The sequence below is a fragment of the Ferdinandcohnia salidurans genome (assembly GCF_042680725.1).
Taxonomy (GTDB): domain Bacteria; phylum Bacillota; class Bacilli; order Bacillales; family Bacillaceae_L; genus Ferdinandcohnia; species Ferdinandcohnia salidurans.
Genome location: NZ_JBHUEK010000034.1, coordinates 146,447 through 164,079, shown reverse-complemented (window position 1 = coordinate 164,079; position 17,633 = coordinate 146,447). Strand labels below are relative to the sequence as shown.

The following is a 17,633-nucleotide window of genomic DNA, read 5'->3' as shown; positions in this document are numbered from 1 at the left end:
AGGGGCTTGAAAATGAAACCCATTGTGCAGATTTCATTAGATTTAACGAACATCGATGAGGCATTAGAAATGGCGGAAATCGCTATAGAGGCTGGGGTTGATTGGATTGAAGCGGGAACCCCATTATTGCTTGCAGAAGGTTTACATGCAGTAAGAAAACTACGGGAGAAATTCCCTGACAAACCGATTGTCGCTGACTTAAAAACGATGGATGGTGGCTATTTAGAAGTAGAAATGATGGCTAAGGCCGGAGCTACCCATGTAGTTGTCATGGGAGTTGCTCATGCAGCGACTATACGATCAGTTGTAAGAGCAGCCCGTGATTATGGTGTAGAAGTGATGGGGGATATAATGGCCTCATCAGACAAAATATCATGTGCGAGAATGCTTGAGGAAAATGGAGTTGACTACATTATAGTTCATACAGGCTTTGATGAAAGAGGAGAAGATCCAGAACGCTCACCGTTTGACTGCTTAGAAGATGTTGTATCCGCAGTCTCCATTCCGGTTCAAGCTGTTGGTGGATTATCGATCGAACAAGCTGCCCAAATGCCAAAGCATGGCGCCCCATTAGTGGTAATTGGAGCTCCGTTAGTCATTGATAATCAAGAATTTCGGCCAAGTACAGGGTCAGAACAGCTTAAAGAAACATTATCTAGGTTTGTGAAAAGAGTAAAAGGCTCGTAGTAACGATAACCTTTTTTAAAACAACGAAATTCACGAGTAGTCTAGTTTTCTAGGCTGCTTTTTTTGTGGTACCCTAACCAGCCTTCGCTTTTCCCTTTCTTTTTTTGTACGAATAAACGAATATCTCAATTAGGACAGTCAGTAAAAAGGATAATAGAACAATCGTTTCAGCTGGATCCATGACTCGAAACGGACTTGTTGCATTTCTGAAAGCTGTTTGTAGTTCAAACCCCTGCAGATAATCAAGCCAAAACGAGAAGCTCATTAGACACCCCAACATCAACAAAGTTATCCCGATAATCTTCATTTTTCTCACACCTTTTTTCAATTTAATATTCCCCTTCTAAAACACTTATATGACAAGGTATAAATAATCATCTACTGGGCAGAACAGTTAATAACTAGAATAGAAAGGTTTAACAAAAATGCCTGGTTTTTTCAAGAATAAACGTAAAAAAAGTAGCACAACGAATGAAAACCAAACGCAACCACCAACAAAACAAGAATTTCCGGATTCCATTGATGTCCTATTATCCAATAATCTCAATGTGATTCGAAATAAAACAGGCAATAGTTTTGATGTGATTGTTCGAAAAGTGAACATCGGTCTACTACCGAAGATTCAAACCGCAATCGTCTATATAGATGGGCTTGTCGATAGTCAGTCCATAAAAGACTTTTTAATCGAATCCATCATGAAAAGTCCGGAATTGCAGGAAAAGTTGATTCAACAAGATCCTTTAGAGGTGATTGAAGATGAGGCTTTGCCATTTGGGAGTATCAGAGAAGCCAGTGATTGGGATCAACTCTTTACTGCGTTAATGAATGGAGAAACAATCATTCTTGTAGATGGAAAAACAAAGGTACTCGTTGTTGATACAAGAGGCGGCGAAAGACGATCAATTGAGGAACCAAGTAGTCAGGTATCGGTGCGTGGTCCACGGGATGGATTTACAGAGTCGATTATCACGAATACCTCATTAGTGCGCCGGAGAATCAAGGATCCGAATTTATGGGTGGAATCAAGGAAATTGGGCAAGGTGACGAATACAGACGTTGCCATTATGTATATTAATGGAATTGCAAACGAGAAAATTGTCGAAGAGGTCCGTAGACGGATTGATCAAATTGATATCGATAGTGTACTCGAGTCAGGATATATTGAACAGTTAATAGAGGACCAAACCTTTACTTCCTTTCCGACTCTTTATCATACAGAAAGACCGGATACGGTTTCAGGGAATCTACTTGAGGGGAGAATTGCCATCTTCGTAGATGGGACTCCTTTTGTATTACTTGCACCAGCTGTCTTTATTCAATTTTTTCAGGCAGTAGAGGATTATTATGCGCGATTTGATATTGCCACGGCACTACGTTTTTTACGGCTTTTGATCTTTTCCATATCGATTATTGCACCTGCAGCCTATATTGCCGCAACCACGTTTCATCAGGAAATGATCCCGACCCAGTTATTAATTGCTGTAGCGGCACAAAGGGAAGCAGTGCCTTTTCCGGCATTTGTAGAAGCTCTCATTATGGAAGTCACATTTGAAATTTTACGTGAAGCTGGAATTCGAATGCCGCGGGCAGTAGGCTCAGCAATTTCAATTGTTGGAGCCCTTGTAATTGGACAAGCAGCCGTTCAGGCCGGAATTGTTTCACCAGCCATGACAATAGTCGTGGCCATGACTGCAATAGCTAGTTTCGCAACTCCATCTTTTGCAATGGCGATTGCTGCCCGATTGGTTCGTTTTCTATTTATGATTGCTGCAGCCACATTTGGTTTTTATGGAATCATTCTTGGAATTATTATGCTTACTGTTCACCTTTGTGGCCTACGTTCATTTGGTGTTCCTTATATGACACCTATGGCTCCATTTATTCTTACGGAGAACGCGGATACGTTTTTCCGGTTACCGTTGTGGGTTATGAAGAAACGACCGAAATTGATCAGTGAAGGTAATAGGGTTCGTGTAGGGAAAGACCAGAGACCTCAGCCTCCTGTAGGACGTGGCATGCTTAAGTCTTCTGAAGAAAAAGGTGACCAAGATGAATAAAGGTTTTGTACTTGTCATTCTATTCCTTGGACTAATCCTCCTTTCGGGTTGTTGGAGCAAAAAGGAGCTTACCGACATCGCGATTATTTCTGCTTTCGGTATCGATAAAAATGATAAGGGACAGTATGTTGGTACCATTCAGGTGATTAATCCCGGGAATGTTACTGGTGGCCAGCAAGATGGTGGCTCGAGTTTTGGCCCACCTGTTAATGTGTATACTGAGACTGGAAATAACCTTACTGAAGTTAGTAGGAAATTTTCCACCAGCATTTCAAGAAGGCTATATTATGCCCATACAAATTTAGTAGTTGTTGGAGAGCGATTAGCAAGAGAGGATGGGATTCTCCATCTTTTTGATGCCATGGATCGTGACCCGGAATTTCGAATCACATCGGAGGTAATCATTGCTCAAGATATGGAGGCAAGAGATATTGTACGAACAATAACTCCAATCGATAAAATCCCTTCCAATAAAGTGATTAAAACACTAAAGTCAACCGAAAAAAACTGGGGAACACATCTGAGAGCGAATATGAAAGATGTACTTAATAGCCTAGTTTCCGAAGGGAAAGAACCTCTATTAACAGGATTTCGTATAAAAGGAGAAGTCGATCAAGCCATGAAATTGGCAAATATTGAAGAAACGACGCCTAAAGCGGTTCTCGAGGCTGACGGGATTGCTCTTTTTAGAGATGGAAAGCTAGTAGATTGGTTACAAGGAAATACGGCAAGAGGAACGATATGGATTTTGGATAAAATTGAAAAAACCGATGTGAATATTGACTGGCAAGGATATGAAGAAGCTATTGCTTTCGAAGTAATTCGCCAAAAAACCAAGATTTTGCCTATCATTCAAAATGAGGAACCCCTGATTACTGTAGATGTAAGTGTTGAAGGCGATATAGGAGAAGTAGAAGTACCGATTGATTTAACAGACCCACTTTTAATAGTAAAAATCGAAAAAGCAGCCGAAAAGGAAATTAAGAAAGAAATTCAAGAAGCCATCAACCAAGCCCAAAAGAATAAAACAGACGTTTTTGGCTTTGGTGAAGCGATCCAACGCTCCGATCCGAATCTTTGGAGGAAGCTAAAATCTGACTGGAATTCTGTGTATTTTCCAGAATTAATCGTGGATGTGAAAGTAGAAGCGTTTGTACGTCGGACGGGATTACGTACGAAATCCTACCTTACTGAAATAAAGGAAGACCGTAAATAGATATAAGGAGCATGTAACATGGAGAAGGCAAAAATCAGTTCGTATCAGCTATTTGTTCTTGTCTTGCTGTTTGAATTAGGAAGTGCTTTACTTTTGCCACTTGCAATGGATGCTAAGCAGGATGCATGGATTGCCGTTCTCCTTGGAATGATCGGTGGAATGTTGCTGTTTATTATCTTTTTCCGACTCTATCAATATTACCCGGATAAATTACCAACCATGTATACACAGATTATCCTTGGAAAACCAATCGGGAAGGTACTTGCTTTTTTGTACATCCTTTACTTTGCTTATCTAGCAGCAAGAGTATTACGCGATTTTGGTGTGATGTTGGTGACATTCGCCTATCCTGAAACACCATTATTCATTGTCAATGCACTTTTGATTATTGTGGTCGTATACGCGGTTCGAAAAGGAATCGAAGTATTAGGAAGAACAGGGGAACTCCTTTTTAGCATCATGTATCTACTTGCGGTAACGGGATTTATCCTCATTGTGATCTCTGGTTTAATTGATGTTAGCAACCTAAAGCCTATATTAGGTGAAGGTATTTTACCTGTTGTAAAAGCAACCTTTACCCAGACTCTTTATTTTCCATTTGGTGAGACGGTTGTATTTGCGATGATTTTTCCCTATTTGAATCATTCTCGGAAAGCACAGATTGCCGGATTATGTGCGGTTGGTTTAAGTGGGATTAATCTAGCCCTTGTCATGTTAATGAACATTAGTGTTCTGGGTGTTAACCTTACAGCTCGTGCACCATTTCCACTCCTAGCTACCATTCAAATGATCCAAGTAGCAGAGTTTATCGAACGTCTCGATATCTTCTTTATGTTAGCCCTAATTATTGGGGGATTCTTTAAAATTGGAATCTTTTTTTATGCGGTAGTAACAGGGGTTGCCAATTTGTTCTCAATTGAAAGCCATACACGTTTATGTTTTCCAATGGCTCTAGTTGTATTACTATTATCCATTACCATGGCGAGTAGTTTTGCTGAACACGTGCAGGAAGGCTATAAATTTGTACCTATGTTTCTTCACCTACCATTTCAAGTCATCATTCCGATAATCCTACTAGTGATTGCGACGATAAGAAAAAGGAGGGCATAGGGGGAGTTTCCATATCAGGCACATAAAAAAATCTTCCAAAGCGGAAGATTTTTTAGTTTAAATTCGGATATCCTTGCTGGCGTAATGCCTCATAGACTAGTATTGCTGCAGTACTTGAAAGATTGAGTGAGCGAACGTGATCGTTCATGGGTATTCTCAAAAAGTGATTTTTGTTCTTTTCTAGTAAATCTTTCGGTAAACCCGTTGTTTCTTTTCCAAACATAAAGTAATGTTCCTTCGATTCATCACTGAAATCAAAGCCTGTATGTGTTTTTTCACCAAACGTCTCAATAAAATAAAATTCGCCTTGATTCTTTGAAAAGAAGTCTTCCAATGAATCATAATACGTGATGTTCACATCATCCCAAAAATCGATGCCTGCTTTCTTTAACATCTCCGGATCAGTTGAAAAGCCAAGTGGTCGGATTAAATGCAAGGCTGAACCCGTTGCTACACAAGTAAGTGCTATATTTCCAGTATTAGCTGGAATATCTGGTTGATAAAGTACAACATGTATTCCCAAGAAAGGTCACCTCTAACTTCTATTTTACTCTTCGAATTATAGCATATAACAATAAAAAGAGAGGAGACTGCAGAACTCAGAATCAATGTTTTACTAAAATCTAAAGAAAATGACACCAATTAGTAGCACTGGTGTCATTTGCGTTTAAAATAGTGATTACCAAAAAGTAGACTAGTTAAATATTTTGGAAAAGGTTTTTACATTTTCTTCTCGTGAATTTTTATGAACACACATGCTCGTTACAGAGCCCAAAATAGCACTTCCAATTATGTCAGATGGGTAATGATGTCTTACCCAAATTCGTGTTATACCAGTCATTACTGCCAATCCACACATGATGGAGCCTAGAACACGATTATATAATAAGACCGAAGTTGAAACTGCAAAAACGAGTAGGGTATGTTTGCTTGGAAATGAAGAATCCATCTTTGAAGGAATTAAGATTCCAACACGACTTTTCATAAATGGCCGGGGCTTTGAAATACATAACTTAAGGAAGATATTTAGGATTAGAGTAATAAAGGCAGAAATGACAGCATTATTCGTCATTTGTCTATATGGATACTTTTTAAACCATATCACAATCAAAATTAAGAAATATACATAACGGACCTTATTTGAAATAAGTATCATGAACTGATCGACTAATGTAGAACGGCCAGTCATTTGATTTATTGCGCGAAAAACTTTGACATCCATAATAATCATCTCTGAGATTATTATTTGATCTAATCCTTGAATCATGCACTTGACCGTTCTTAAAAATTACCACATATATTGTTTAAGCCAACCTCACACAATAGGATGAGGAGGGAAGAGTTATGAACTATATGCAACTACTGTCATCCGTACTTAGTAGTTTTAGTGGTAACAAATCACTGAAGTTTTTCAAACGCAAACGAAACAACAGAGGGTGGATTTGGATTTCTATTTTAGGAGTAGCCATCCTTAGCTTATTTGGTAATAGAAATAGCCGTATCAATCAAGAAGTTCAAAAGAGATTTCAGCAAGCCCAAAATTCGTTTCAAAATACCTCTGAATTAAAAATGAATCCTTTTGAAGTAAACTATGATCTTGCAGCGGAAATTGCAAAAGAAATAAAACCTGATGTTAAACTTCCAACTCAACCACAGAAGAATGAATAAATAAATCAAAATGGCTGGATTCAATATACCCAGCCATTTTTGACTTACCATCTAATTATGTATTTGTTGTTGTACCTGTTGGATAATTTGTTGCGCCTTTTCTAGTTCGCTTTGGGCAAAATGGCATGCCTCTGATTCAGGACTATTCGAGTTCACTTGTTTTAAATGATGATGGGCCGTATGAATAATATCTTGAGCTTCTTGTAATTTGCTTTTAAAGTTCATCTCAGCTCTTCCTTTCATTGAAATGTTCTCTTTTAGCATGTGCATGTTTTCAGTTAAATACGCATCTCTTCGTGTCAGTGGCATAAACGACAGGCTCGCTTGTTACTCTTTTTTCTTGAACTTGCTTCCAGAACTCTTCTTACGGAGCTTAGACATCATATCATCCAGTTTTTGCTGTTGTGTGCTTGTTTCATTCTCGTTTAGCGTAATGGAAGTGATTATTTCATTTTCAATCGTAAGGTTCAAATAGGAACCAGCTTTTGCCCCATTAGGTAATTTACTGATCGGGATGATAAATTCTTTATTGATTTCTTCTACTAAAATAACTGCATGTTGGTTTTCTTCGATTCGATCCAAATAACCTTTCATGTTATCCTCCTACACAAGCTAGATTTTGTGCTTTTATATCTTCCATTCTTGACGGACCAATTCCTTTTATTCGTGTTAACTCATCAATGGATGTAAACGGCCTTAGGTCAATCAGTTCCTTTGCACGCGCTGGCCCTAAATGAGTAATTTCTTGAAGCTCTTCGAAACTAGCCGAATTGATATTAATACATTTACCAGTGGGTACTTGACTTTCTTTTTCTGGTTCAGGTTTTGTAGAAGTTCCACCTCCAGTAGAAGGGGGTGTAATCGTTCCATCCTTTTTGGTTAACACCTCATAGTTTTTGCCATCTGTTTTGACAAGAATCGTGCCATGTACATCAGTTCCATAAAGTGTAACATTGGAACTTTGAATTAAATCGACGACTTCTTTATGTGGATGCCCATAGCTGTTCTCTTTTCCGGCACTGTAAATCGCAATTTCTGGACTCACTTCTTTTAGAAAAGTAGGGTGAGTAGAGGTGCTTGAACCGTGATGACCTAGATGAAGGATATCAGCGTCTACATCAATACTACCATTTATCATTTTTAACTCATCATTTCGACTTGCATCACCCGTAAAAATGAAGGAAACCTCTCCATACGTGAGCTTAAGAGAAATGGATTCTTCATTGTCATTTTCTGAAACAGAGATTGGGTATAAAACATCGATTTGGAGCGGGCCAACTTCAAATTCATCGCCGCGTCTTGGTTCATAATAATCGACATTGTTTTGATCGATCGCTTGTAATAACCTCTGAAACGTCTGGGATGTACTTGTATTCCCGGACAACCACACTTCTCCAACGTTAAACGTATTGATAACCTTACTAAGTTGACCAATATGATCTGCATCAGGGTGTGTCCCGATTGCGATATCAATATCAGAGATGTTTTGAGCTTGTAAGTAATGGATAACGTCGTTTCTGTTCCAATTCCCCGCATCGATCAAGATGGTATATTCTACGCCCTTATCCGTATATTGAAGTAAGGTTGAGTCAGCTTGACCAACATCTATATAATGAACCGTCAATTCTAATAGTGCATTTGACACTTTTTCTTGCTCTTCAGTAGGGGGTGGGGAGTCCTCAACAGGTTTCGTTTCCATTTCCTCGATGGTTTTTGTGATAGTCTCGGTTTCGTTATCCCTGGATTGATTTTCCTCTAGCGAACAACCTCCAATGATCAAAAGCACAGCGACCAAATAGATCGCATAAATAGTTCTAGTAAATGGATACATCGTTTTTCCCTCATTTGGTGTCATTTTAAACAATCAACCATATGTTATGATTTCATTTAATGCTGATTGTATCAAAAAATAGTAAGAAGTGTGATACTTACCACAGATAAAAAAATGCCAGGACCATAATGGTGCCTGACACTTTATAAATATTTGTATTCCATATTTTCAAGGATGCCTTCGATAATAGTAGATGAGTTTGTTACCGCCATTTGCTTAAAATCTTCCCATTTCATGACGGCTTCTTCACCTGCATCATCTGATGCGGAACGAATGACAAGGTATGGAATGTCGTTCAAGTAAGCAACTTGTCCAACAGCGCCACCTTCCATTTCAACAACATAGGCATTAAATGTATCTAGAATCCATTCGCTTTTTTCAGCACTTGCGATAAATTGGTCACCTGTTGCCACTCTAGCTTTTACAACATGTACTTCTTCTGGCAGGTTCTTTGCTGCATCTTCTGCTAAGGCAATCAGTTCTTTATCAGCTTCATAATAGCCAGTTTCCATTCTGGAATCACACCTGGTTCAAACCCCTTTGCTGTTTCATCCATATCATGCTGAACTGTATCCGTAGAAATGACGATATCCCCAAGGTTAATATCAGGGTGGATGGCTCCAGCAATTCCTGAATTGATGAGTGCATCTACGTTAAATTGACTAACCAATAATTGAGCAGCCATTGTTGCATTTACTTTTCCAATTCCGGATTGAACGAGGACAATATTTTGACCCTTTAAAGTTCCTTGATAGAAAGTCATACCAGCGATTTCTTCTGTTGCTTCAACTTCCATATGAGAATGTAAAATTTCAATTTCTTCTGCCATTGGGCCGATAATTCCAACCGAATATTGATCCTCTTGATTGGTCACTCTTCACTTTTTACTTCAGCTTCTGTTGCTTCAGCCTTTAGTTCATTTGTACTGGTATATGTGTAAATGTTTCCACATCAAATAATCCTAAATCTGTTAATTTCAATGATGGTATAACCGGCAATGTAAGAAAGGAAAGGGTTAAAAATGGATTAAAATCACCGGTAAACCCTAGTTGAGATAATGAAAGACTTATTTGTTCAAGTTCCAAATTTACAGTTTGTGAGTCTTTATCCGACATAAGTCCTGCTATTGGAAGGGATAAAGAGGCGATGATTTGTTTGTTTCTGACAATCACTAAGCCACCATTCATGTCTTTGAGTCCCTGAATTGCCACCAATATATCTGCATCATTGGTGCCTGTAGCAACAATATTATGAGAATCATGCGCGATCGTTGTTGCAATCGCTCCATCTGTAAAACCAAATCCCTTTACGACTCCTAATCCGATATTACCTGTGTTTTTATGACGCTCTACGACGACTAATTTAAGTTGGTCGTTTTCTAGGGATGGCTGAAAATTACCGTTTTCCACTGTGACTTGTTCCACTAGTTTGTTCGTGATCAATTGATTTGGAATAATTTCAATGATATTTGCTTTATTTCCATCACCGAATGAGATTTGAAGGTCTTTTTCATGTAACTCAGACACATGAACAGTTGACAGTAACTGTGTATTTGGAACATTTTTAGCAGGTGATGTTGCAACAAAACGACCATTCTGTGCAACAAGATTTCCAGATTTATAGACTTCTGTTATTTCAATCGCCTCTAGTTGGTCTAGTAATAGGAAATCAGCCTCAAAGCCCGGGGCAATTGCACCTTTATTTGATAGACGATAGCATTCAGCAGCATTTAATGTTGCCATCTGTATGGCTTGGAGAGGGGAAATCCCTTCTTGGATCGCTAACCGGATATTATGGTCAATACTACCTTCTTCAATCAAATCATCTAAATGCTTATCATCCGTACAGAATAGACAACGACGTGCATTATTAGGTGTGACAACTTCTATCAGTGTTTTTAAATCTTTTGCAACAGAGCCCTCACGAATCAATAAATACATCCCGCGTCTTAATCGCTCAAGCGCATCCTGAGCTGTATTACATTCATGGTCGGTTTTGATACCAGCTGTTCTGTAGATGTCAATCGCATTTGTACCCAAGCCAGCTAAATGACCGTCAATTAGTCCATTCTGATGGTTAGTCACAAGAATTTTATCAATAATCGAATCCTCCGCGTTTTTGAGAGAAGAGAAGTCCATCACCTCAGCTAACCCGAGAACGCGTGGTTGGCTGTAAAAAGGTTCCAAGTCTTGAGCCTTAAGGTCTGCTCCATTATTTTCAAACGGAGTAGCAGGTACACTTGAAGGTAGCATGAGAAAAACATCAAGTGGAAGATTCATAGAGTCTTCAATCATAAACGATAATCCGTCACTACCTGAAACATTGCCAATTTCATGTGGATCCGTAATGACAGTTGTTACGCCATGAGGAAGGACCACTTTCGCAAATTCAGAAGGGGGAACCATCGAGGATTCAATATGCACATGCCCGTCAATAAAACCAGGACACACATAACGATTCTTCGCATCTATGACTTTTTTACCCTCAAACTCTCCAATTCCAACAAACATACCATCTGAAATCGCGACGTCACCATAAATGATTTCAAGGTTAAACACATCTATGATCTTCCCGTTTTTAATGACGAGGTCCGCCGGGATTTGTTTACTGGAGACAGCTATACGCTTCTTTAGGATTTCTTTTTTCATTTTACTTCCTCCTCAATATAAAAATAAAAACCCCGGGCTTTTACCCAGGGTTTGACATAGAGAAAGAACTAGAGCTTTTTGTTACGTACACAAAAAGCCGAACTCTTCTCGTAGTCAAACCATTTACGGTAGTTTGGTAGAAACTTATGGACCATATTTCCAAGATTATACGAGTACATGTATGAAATTATTAGTTGATTTTATAGGTAGGAATGACGAGTGTCAATGGAATATAGAAATGTTTAAAAATTAGCATTAGTCTGATGTACACATTTAGGTTAGGATAAATAGAATTTTAACTGGGACAAACTATTCATTTTTGTAATTTTCTGTATTTTAACTTGATAAAAGCCTGTTCAATTAGTATAATGAAACAAACGTTCCCATACAGCGAAGCCAACCAGGAAACACTAGACAGAAGGGGAATGGAGGTAATTGTTTTGAAAACTAGATTTGAAGGAGGAGATTCATCTTGAAAAATCAGGTCAAATTATTACCGTATACCATTCAGTCAGTTGTGGGTCAGGCAAATGAAACACCAGAGGGAGTTCAATTGGTACAGGCACCTTCTTTATGGGAAGATAGCAGTCAGGGTGAAGGTGTTGTTATTGCAGTGATTGATACTGGTATTGACACGTCTCATCCCGATCTAAAGGATCGAATTATTGCTGGGCGGAATTTTACAAGTGATTATAATGGGGACCCTGAAGTATTTGAAGACAACAATGGCCATGGGACACATGTGTCTGGTACGATTGCAGCTAGTCTTAACAATGATGGAGTTGTAGGGGTTGCTCCAAAGGCTCAAATTTTAAGTTTAAAAGCTTTAACGGGTGAAGGGGCAGGTCAGTATGATTGGATCATCGATGCCATTCGCTATGCAGTTGAGTGGCAAGGACTTAACAATGAAAGAGTGCGCGTCATCTCGATGTCACTAGGTGGCCCTCAAGATGTACCTGAAATGCATAAGGCCATTCAAGATGCAGTCAATCAAAACATATCTGTCGTTGTAGCAGCAGGGAATGAAGGGGATTCATTGGAGGATACTTTTGAGTATGCCTACCCTGGTGCATATAACGAAGTCATCTCAGTAGGAGCGGTCAGCATGGATTTGCAGCTTGCTCCATTCTCCAATACGCATACAGAAATCGACCTTGTGGCTCCTGGGGTAGATATCGTTTCCACGTATCCGGATGATCAATATGCCAAACTAACAGGTACCTCGATGGCGGCTCCACATGTTGCAGGTGCAATTGCTTTACTCATCAATCTAAGTGAAAAAGAATTTGACCGAACACTGAGCGAAGCAGAAGTCTATGCCCAACTCATTAGACGAACCGTACCTCTCGGCAACAGAAAAAGCGCCGAAGGAAATGGATTTCTCCTCCTTGACATAGTTGAGAAGCTACATGACATGATTCCTGCTTCAAACATGAATGTTACTCCTTAGGAATAGTGACTTTCTGATCGGTTTACAAAGAAACCAGGAAAGGAGAACTATATGAATTCCACAAAGGATAAAGATACAAATGAATTTCCTGATGTAGAGACCGTTTTAGTAGAGTTAACAGTTAACAAAAGGAGATTTGAAGACGAAAAAGAGTATTATGACGTAGAACAGGATAAGAAGTTCATCAACGATTACTATTGTTCGATTGATTTTAATCTTGAGGATAAAAAAGAGTTATATAAACAACTCAATCAGTTAATCACGAGAACACATGTAAATCAGCTAGCTTATAATGCTAAAACCCGGGACCTTCTTTATACACGGGTAGACCTACAAGTGGACGGAACCCTGAAGAGCATCTATTCTGGAAAGGAAAAGGATCCTGAACAAGTCGTGAGAGAAGATCATGAATCTGACAGAAAAAGAAAAGAAGCTCATAACTTGTTGCTAAAAGGGAACTTGAAAAATGAAGACCTTCAGCAGGCATTAGCGTCTATTCATCAGGAAAATATGTTTAATTGTGAACATGTAGTGCCCCAGTCATGGTTTCACGAGGATAATCCGATGAGAGGGGATCTGCATCATCTTTTTACCTGTGAAAAAGATTGTAATTCAGCTAGATCTAATTATCCTTATTATGATTTTGTTGACTATCCACCAAAAATGGCAACGGAAGCAATTAGAGACCAATGCGGGAAATATGAAGAGGGTAAGTTTGAGCCCGAAAGTGGGAAGGGTGAGGTTGCAAGAGCAACATTGTATTTTTTGTTACGATATCCGGGAGAAATCAGTCGATATCAAAAGAAAGATATTGAAATGCTACTAAACTGGCATCGTGAACATGAAGTTTCTTTATACGAAAAGCATCGTAACAAAGAGATTTTCCTTATTCAAAAAAACAGAAATCCGTTCATCGATTTTCCGCAACTTGCAGATAAAATTGATTTTATGTCTGGGTTTGAACACTAAAGGACATGCCCATTTTTAGACTGAATCCTTACCGAATTGAAGGCACACTTATAAACAGGTGTGTCTTTTTTGTGCCAGAGGGTGCTGCTAAACTTCTTTTGTCTCAAAAAATAAGCAATATGGAAAGAACCATAATGCTTAAAAACCCTATTATATTGGGGTCATGTTTTATACATTTTTGTTTTTAGTAACCTAAAGGATTTTCGGACAATTCCCATTATATCCATATTACCTTTTACGGTATCATATTCTGCTTCAAATTGATCTCTATCACAAGGGTATTGTTCTCCATCTTTATCTGTGATCAGATAATCCCCAGGGAGCCCCTTCATTGAACCATTCGATGTCTCAATTGTAATCGATCGTGTAAGCTTCACAGCTTCAACAACAATGGGCTTTTTCCTATACTTAGGCAACAGTATCAACCTCCTTTACCTTACACTACTAGCCTATGCAAAAACGGACGAATGTGTATAGGCGATGGGACAGAGGGATGGGACAGAGGGACAGGTCCCTTGTCCCAGAACACTAGGCAAGATCAAACATTCGTTTTACATCTTGGCTTTTTATTGGTTTGTCCAAATGTAGAAGCCTTTTAGGAAATCTTTACCATAGTACCTTGCAATGTATAGTAGATGATGTTATATTGTACTCAACTGCTATATTTTATGACTAGGTACTGTATATTGCAAGGTAGTGTATGTTGTTAAATAGAAAATGTTAAGGAGATGAGGTGACTACATTGAACGTTCAATTTAAAAAGGGTGTATTAGAGCTATGTGTGCTTGTATTGCTTGATAAAAAGGATCGATACGGATATGAGCTTGTTCAGAAGATTTCCGATCAAATTGAAATTTCAGAAGGAACCGTTTATCCATTATTAAGAAGGTTAACGAAAGAAGAATATTTTACAACATATCTTCAAGAATCCAGTGAAGGTCCTTCAAGAAAATATTATAGACTGACAGATAAAGGACGGACATACTTAAACCAATTAGTAGACGAGTGGAAGGAATTCTCGGAAGGCGTAAATCAGTTAATTAAGGAGGGAATCAACCATGAATAAAAAACAGTTTTTATCAGAAATGGAGAGGCGTCTAAGTAGGCTACCAAAAGATGAAAAAGAAGATATCTTACAAGATTATGAGGAGTATTTTTCAATTGGTATAGGGGAAGGAAAAACGGAAAGTGAAATTGCAACTTCATTAGGCTCACCCAAACAATTATCAAAAGAATTATTGGCTAATTATCATATTGAGAAAATGGAAGCAACGACAACTACTCGAAATATGTTCAGAGCCGTATGGGCAGTGATTGGTCTAGGTTTTGTTAATTTAGTAATTGTGCTTGGACCATTTCTTGTCGTGCTTTCCCTTTTACTGGCTGGTTGGATAACAGGAGTAGCAGGGGTTTTGAGTCCATTGTTAGTAATTGTTAATACCATCGTTAATCCTGAAATTTTTGAATGGTATGATGTTTTCTTTTCCATTGCATTTTGTGGAGCCGGTTTATTCATTTTGATTGGAATGTATTATGCGTCGAATGGTGTGAAAAATGGATTTCTTCGCTATTTAAAATTCAATGTATCCATTGTGAAAGGTGGGACCATCCATGGTTAAAAAATTATCGTTCGTAGCCCTTCTGTTAGTCGTTATAGGTGGAATCGGTAGTGCCGTCACGTACGGTTCAGTGAATAAAGAAGTTTCAATACATGAAAATATACCGATTAAAAATGAGTCTATTACTTCCATTCAAGTTAATGTAGATAGCACAGATGTTGAGTTCATTCCTGTCCCCACGATGGAAGAAGCCAGGGTTGAACTTGTTGGGAGAGGTGTAGAAAAAACGATTCAAGAATTTTCGGTAGAAGAAGATGGCCAAACTCTTTCTGTTTCATTGCAATCTAAAAATGAAAAATGGTTTAATTTTAACTTCTATATCCCAACACTGACATTGAAAATATTTGCACCCGAAAAAATGTATCAACATGTGAACATAAAAGGATTTTCATCGGACCTGCTTGTGGAGAACCTTCAGGCAACAACCATTAATCTAGCAACGGATAGTGGTGAAGTGAAATTAGAGACTATTACGTCTGAGGAAATGACGGTCAAGACATTTTCTGGCGACATCCACATGGAACACGTACAAGGAGCTATTGAAACGAAAACGGACAGTGGTGATCTATATGTCCAGGATGCACCAGTAACAACATTTGGCGCAATTACGTTCTCCGGTGATATTAAATTAGAAAAGATAAAAGGAGCTTTGAATACAAAAACAGACAGTGGAGACGTCTTAATATCAACAAGTGAAATTTCTAAAGCCATCAATATTAAAACATTCAGCGGTGATATCAAAATAGAAGCAGAAAAAGAACCAACCGACGTTCAATTCGAAGTGAGTACTTTCTCAGGAGATGTGAATTTATTTGATAAATATCAGAATAAAGCCACTGTAGGGGAAGGGACCATACTTATTCAATTAGAAACAGATAGTGGAGATATTATAGCTACAAATAAATGAAACTGGACAGATATCGATTGTCCCAATAAACACAGATACAAACACTTGTTTGTATCTGTGCTTTTATGTATGATTAAATATAGATAGACCCCTCTGATTCTCCTCATGAAAATAAAAGGATGTGATCATTTGTCCGTAACCACAATCGATTACGAAAAGCCTACTAAGAATCACTACATTAATCTTCTACACGAAGACATCAAGAACTATAACATACACGATCAATTATTTAAAAACTTGATTCACAATTCGTGCTTATATTGAATCGGATAATCCAGTAGCTGCGGCATTATTAAGTAAAATGGGGTATGAACAAAAGGAAAAGGTCCAAGTAAAGAAAGAATTTTTTAAAATGCTGTTAAGAATGGAATTAAATCCAGCCCAGTCTCGGTTTATAAATGAGTTTTTTGATACATATTTACACTTAAATATTGATGAGGAGGAAGAGCTAATGAAAGAGATTAAACAATTAGATATTGATGAAGAAATCTTTAATAAACCGAACTTCTGGGAAAAGAGAGGTATGACGAAAGTAGCGTTAAACTTGTTAAGAAAAGGACTATCGGATGAGTTTGTAGAGGAAGTTACGAGCCTTGAAAAATCAGAAATTGAGAAGTTAAAAAAATCGTTATAGATTTATATATTTTTTATTAATTCAAGTAAAAATGCTTGAGGTAAAATAACCTCAAGCGTTTTGTTGTTTTCAGGACATCAAAAAGGGATAAATGAAAGTAGTACTGTAATGTGGTGAAGTCTAAAATAAGTGGATTTTATTTTCAAATCTGGACATTTTAAGATAGTATAAATAATTCAGGTCGAGGTGAAATTCACTTATGGCATCAAGGCGACACGTTGTATTTAATCTAGCGATGATCATCATTTCGTGGCTATCATTGCTATTTCTAGGTAAGCATCCCATCAAACGATATTCTTTAGCAAGTTTTATCATCTGTATTTTTGAAATCATAAATCACATTATAGGACAAAGACGGAAGTTTTGGCTATTTTATGATAAGCCAAAATCCTTTGTAAGGGATGAACTACCTTTTGACCTTGGGCCTTACATCCCCATGTCGATTTGGCTCCTTACATTATCGTTTGGAAACTTTAAAAAGTATGTGCTACTAAATGCAATCGGTCATGGACTCTTTGCGTTTCTGTTCATGCCTTTTCTCAAAAAAATTAAAATTATGCGTTTACATCGATTAACCTATTTTCAGTTCTTTTTATATATACACTACAAAGCTTATTTATTATATGGGGTACAGTATTTGGTGGAAAAGATACGTCGTCCGAAGATTGAATGGAGTAGGTTCCTTAACTAAAATAAATGAAAAATGCTCAGAGCATATGCCCTGGGCTATTTTTATACCAATTCTTCAAAACACCACAATTTCCCATCTTGATGAAATATTCTTGCAAAAAGAAGTATATAATGAAACTATGTATTTGAACGAACTGAAAAATAAGG

The 17,633-nt window shown here is 38.0% G+C and carries 22 protein-coding genes and 1 riboswitch; of the genes, 12 read left to right on the top strand and 10 right to left on the bottom strand.

Features of this window, described 5'->3' with window-relative positions; genetic code table 11:
- Positions 1-12: 12 nt before the first annotated feature.
- Entirely contained in the window at positions 13-687 is a 675-nt protein-coding gene (locus ACFSFW_RS23100) for an orotidine 5'-phosphate decarboxylase / HUMPS family protein (RefSeq protein ID WP_388041896.1), read from the top strand.
- A gap of 73 nt (positions 688-760) precedes the next feature.
- Here ACFSFW_RS23100 and ACFSFW_RS23095 read toward each other — a convergent pair whose 3' ends face one another.
- A complete protein-coding gene (locus tag ACFSFW_RS23095) occupies positions 761-1,015 on the bottom strand; it encodes a YczF family membrane protein (protein ID WP_388041893.1) in 255 nt (84 codons plus the stop codon).
- A 97-nt stretch (positions 1,016-1,112) separates the two neighbouring features.
- Between ACFSFW_RS23095 and ACFSFW_RS23090 the strand changes: the two genes are divergently transcribed.
- Genes ACFSFW_RS23090 through ACFSFW_RS23080 form a run of 3 tightly spaced genes read left to right on the top strand, consistent with a single transcriptional unit; the run spans position 1,113 to position 5,070 of the window.
- Positions 1,113-2,744, top strand: coding sequence for a spore germination protein (locus tag ACFSFW_RS23090; protein WP_388041890.1), 1,632 nt, complete (start codon positions 1,113-1,115; stop codon positions 2,742-2,744).
- Positions 2,737-3,960, top strand: a complete 1,224-nt coding sequence (locus ACFSFW_RS23085; RefSeq protein ID WP_388041887.1) for a Ger(x)C family spore germination protein — start codon at positions 2,737-2,739, stop codon at positions 3,958-3,960. Before ACFSFW_RS23090 ends, ACFSFW_RS23085 begins: the two co-directional genes overlap by 8 nt.
- A gap of 18 nt (positions 3,961-3,978) precedes the next feature.
- The gene (locus ACFSFW_RS23080) at positions 3,979-5,070 is read left to right on the top strand and encodes a GerAB/ArcD/ProY family transporter (RefSeq protein ID WP_388041884.1); all 1,092 of its coding nucleotides are present in this window, start codon (positions 3,979-3,981) and stop codon (positions 5,068-5,070) included.
- Between the two features lie 52 nt (positions 5,071-5,122).
- Here ACFSFW_RS23080 and ACFSFW_RS23075 read toward each other — a convergent pair whose 3' ends face one another.
- Complete coding sequence (locus ACFSFW_RS23075) at positions 5,123-5,593, bottom strand: tRNA (cytidine(34)-2'-O)-methyltransferase (RefSeq protein ID WP_388041881.1); 471 nt, start codon at positions 5,591-5,593, stop codon at positions 5,123-5,125.
- Between the two features lie 171 nt (positions 5,594-5,764).
- Positions 5,765-6,337, bottom strand: coding sequence for an undecaprenyl-diphosphatase (locus tag ACFSFW_RS23070; protein ID WP_388041878.1), 573 nt, complete (start codon positions 6,335-6,337; stop codon positions 5,765-5,767).
- Positions 6,338-6,414: 77 nt separating this feature from the next.
- Here ACFSFW_RS23070 and ACFSFW_RS23065 point away from each other — a divergent pair, with 77 nt between their 5' ends.
- Positions 6,415-6,738: a hypothetical protein gene (locus tag ACFSFW_RS23065; RefSeq protein ID WP_388041875.1), complete on the top strand. Its 324-nt coding sequence runs from the start codon at positions 6,415-6,417 to the stop codon at positions 6,736-6,738.
- A 51-nt stretch (positions 6,739-6,789) separates the two neighbouring features.
- On the opposite strand, the gene ACFSFW_RS23060 is transcribed toward ACFSFW_RS23065, so the two are convergent.
- The 6 genes from ACFSFW_RS23060 to ade all read right to left on the bottom strand — a co-directional run bounded on the left by ACFSFW_RS23060 (position 6,790) and on the right by ade (position 11,217).
- Entirely contained in the window at positions 6,790-6,963 is a 174-nt protein-coding gene (locus ACFSFW_RS23060; RefSeq protein WP_335395415.1) for a hypothetical protein, read from the bottom strand.
- Positions 6,964-7,065: 102 nt separating this feature from the next.
- Positions 7,066-7,332, bottom strand: coding sequence for a DUF3006 domain-containing protein (locus ACFSFW_RS23055; RefSeq protein WP_388041872.1), 267 nt, complete (start codon positions 7,330-7,332; stop codon positions 7,066-7,068).
- A 1-nt stretch (position 7,333) separates the two neighbouring features.
- Entirely contained in the window at positions 7,334-8,569 is a 1,236-nt protein-coding gene (locus ACFSFW_RS23050; protein ID WP_388041869.1) for an MBL fold metallo-hydrolase, read from the bottom strand.
- A gap of 143 nt (positions 8,570-8,712) precedes the next feature.
- Positions 8,713-9,081 (bottom strand): 5'-methylthioadenosine/S-adenosylhomocysteine nucleosidase, encoded by a 369-nt coding sequence (locus tag ACFSFW_RS23045; protein ID WP_388041866.1) that lies wholly within the window; start codon positions 9,079-9,081, stop codon positions 8,713-8,715.
- On the bottom strand, positions 9,045-9,443 hold the full coding sequence (gene mtnN, locus ACFSFW_RS23040) for a 5'-methylthioadenosine/S-adenosylhomocysteine nucleosidase (protein ID WP_388041863.1): 399 nt from the start codon (positions 9,441-9,443) through the stop codon (positions 9,045-9,047). Before mtnN ends, ACFSFW_RS23045 begins: the two co-directional genes overlap by 37 nt.
- A 37-nt stretch (positions 9,444-9,480) precedes the next feature.
- On the bottom strand, positions 9,481-11,217 hold the full coding sequence (gene ade, locus ACFSFW_RS23035) for an adenine deaminase (RefSeq protein ID WP_388041860.1): 1,737 nt from the start codon (positions 11,215-11,217) through the stop codon (positions 9,481-9,483).
- Positions 11,218-11,308: 91 nt separating this feature from the next.
- Positions 11,309-11,410: riboswitch (purine riboswitch) on the bottom strand.
- A 279-nt stretch (positions 11,411-11,689) separates the two neighbouring features.
- Here ade and ACFSFW_RS23030 point away from each other — a divergent pair.
- Entirely contained in the window at positions 11,690-12,667 is a 978-nt protein-coding gene (locus ACFSFW_RS23030; RefSeq protein WP_388041857.1) for a S8 family peptidase, read from the top strand.
- Positions 12,668-12,718: 51 nt separating this feature from the next.
- The gene (locus ACFSFW_RS23025; protein ID WP_388041854.1) at positions 12,719-13,636 is read left to right on the top strand and encodes an endonuclease I family protein; all 918 of its coding nucleotides are present in this window, start codon (positions 12,719-12,721) and stop codon (positions 13,634-13,636) included.
- Positions 13,637-13,797: 161 nt separating this feature from the next.
- On the opposite strand, the gene ACFSFW_RS23020 is transcribed toward ACFSFW_RS23025, so the two are convergent.
- Entirely contained in the window at positions 13,798-14,052 is a 255-nt protein-coding gene (locus tag ACFSFW_RS23020) for a hypothetical protein (protein WP_388041851.1), read from the bottom strand.
- 326 nt (positions 14,053-14,378) lie between these two features.
- On the opposite strand from ACFSFW_RS23020, the gene ACFSFW_RS23015 reads away from it, so the two are divergent.
- The 5 genes from ACFSFW_RS23015 to ACFSFW_RS22995 all read left to right on the top strand — a co-directional run bounded on the left by ACFSFW_RS23015 (position 14,379) and on the right by ACFSFW_RS22995 (position 17,487).
- Positions 14,379-14,702: a PadR family transcriptional regulator gene (locus tag ACFSFW_RS23015; RefSeq protein WP_388041848.1), complete on the top strand. Its 324-nt coding sequence runs from the start codon at positions 14,379-14,381 to the stop codon at positions 14,700-14,702.
- Positions 14,695-15,255, top strand: a complete 561-nt coding sequence (locus tag ACFSFW_RS23010) for an HAAS signaling domain-containing protein (RefSeq protein WP_388041845.1) — start codon at positions 14,695-14,697, stop codon at positions 15,253-15,255. The genes ACFSFW_RS23015 and ACFSFW_RS23010 overlap by 8 nt, the downstream gene beginning before the upstream one ends.
- Positions 15,248-16,162: a DUF4097 family beta strand repeat-containing protein gene (locus ACFSFW_RS23005; protein WP_388041842.1), complete on the top strand. Its 915-nt coding sequence runs from the start codon at positions 15,248-15,250 to the stop codon at positions 16,160-16,162. Before ACFSFW_RS23010 ends, ACFSFW_RS23005 begins: the two co-directional genes overlap by 8 nt.
- A 451-nt stretch (positions 16,163-16,613) precedes the next feature.
- The gene (locus ACFSFW_RS23000) at positions 16,614-16,796 is read left to right on the top strand and encodes a hypothetical protein (protein ID WP_388041839.1); all 183 of its coding nucleotides are present in this window, start codon (positions 16,614-16,616) and stop codon (positions 16,794-16,796) included.
- A gap of 199 nt (positions 16,797-16,995) precedes the next feature.
- On the top strand, positions 16,996-17,487 hold the full coding sequence (locus ACFSFW_RS22995; protein ID WP_388041836.1) for a hypothetical protein: 492 nt from the start codon (positions 16,996-16,998) through the stop codon (positions 17,485-17,487).
- The last annotated feature ends 146 nt before the right edge of the window (positions 17,488-17,633 follow it).

Coding starts and splice junctions, on each gene's coding strand:
- ACFSFW_RS23100 (WP_388041896.1), top strand. CDS start 13: ATGAAACCCATTGTGCAGATTTCATTAGATTTAACGAACATCGATGAG.
- ACFSFW_RS23090 (WP_388041890.1), top strand. CDS start 1,113: ATGCCTGGTTTTTTCAAGAATAAACGTAAAAAAAGTAGCACAACGAAT.
- ACFSFW_RS23085 (WP_388041887.1), top strand. CDS start 2,737: ATGAATAAAGGTTTTGTACTTGTCATTCTATTCCTTGGACTAATCCTC.
- ACFSFW_RS23080 (WP_388041884.1), top strand. CDS start 3,979: ATGGAGAAGGCAAAAATCAGTTCGTATCAGCTATTTGTTCTTGTCTTG.
- ACFSFW_RS23070 (WP_388041878.1), bottom strand. CDS start 6,337: ATGATTCAAGGATTAGATCAAATAATAATCTCAGAGATGATTATTATG.
- ACFSFW_RS23065 (WP_388041875.1), top strand. CDS start 6,415: ATGAACTATATGCAACTACTGTCATCCGTACTTAGTAGTTTTAGTGGT.
- ACFSFW_RS23060 (WP_335395415.1), bottom strand. CDS start 6,963: ATGAACTTTAAAAGCAAATTACAAGAAGCTCAAGATATTATTCATACG.
- ACFSFW_RS23055 (WP_388041872.1), bottom strand. CDS start 7,332: ATGAAAGGTTATTTGGATCGAATCGAAGAAAACCAACATGCAGTTATT.
- ACFSFW_RS23050 (WP_388041869.1), bottom strand. CDS start 8,569: ATGTATCCATTTACTAGAACTATTTATGCGATCTATTTGGTCGCTGTG.
- ACFSFW_RS23045 (WP_388041866.1), bottom strand. CDS start 9,081: ATGGAAACTGGCTATTATGAAGCTGATAAAGAACTGATTGCCTTAGCA.
- ade (WP_388041860.1), bottom strand. CDS start 11,217: ATGAAAAAAGAAATCCTAAAGAAGCGTATAGCTGTCTCCAGTAAACAA.
- ACFSFW_RS23025 (WP_388041854.1), top strand. CDS start 12,719: ATGAATTCCACAAAGGATAAAGATACAAATGAATTTCCTGATGTAGAG.
- ACFSFW_RS23010 (WP_388041845.1), top strand. CDS start 14,695: ATGAATAAAAAACAGTTTTTATCAGAAATGGAGAGGCGTCTAAGTAGG.
- ACFSFW_RS23005 (WP_388041842.1), top strand. CDS start 15,248: ATGGTTAAAAAATTATCGTTCGTAGCCCTTCTGTTAGTCGTTATAGGT.
- ACFSFW_RS23000 (WP_388041839.1), top strand. CDS start 16,614: ATGAAAGAGATTAAACAATTAGATATTGATGAAGAAATCTTTAATAAA.
- ACFSFW_RS22995 (WP_388041836.1), top strand. CDS start 16,996: ATGGCATCAAGGCGACACGTTGTATTTAATCTAGCGATGATCATCATT.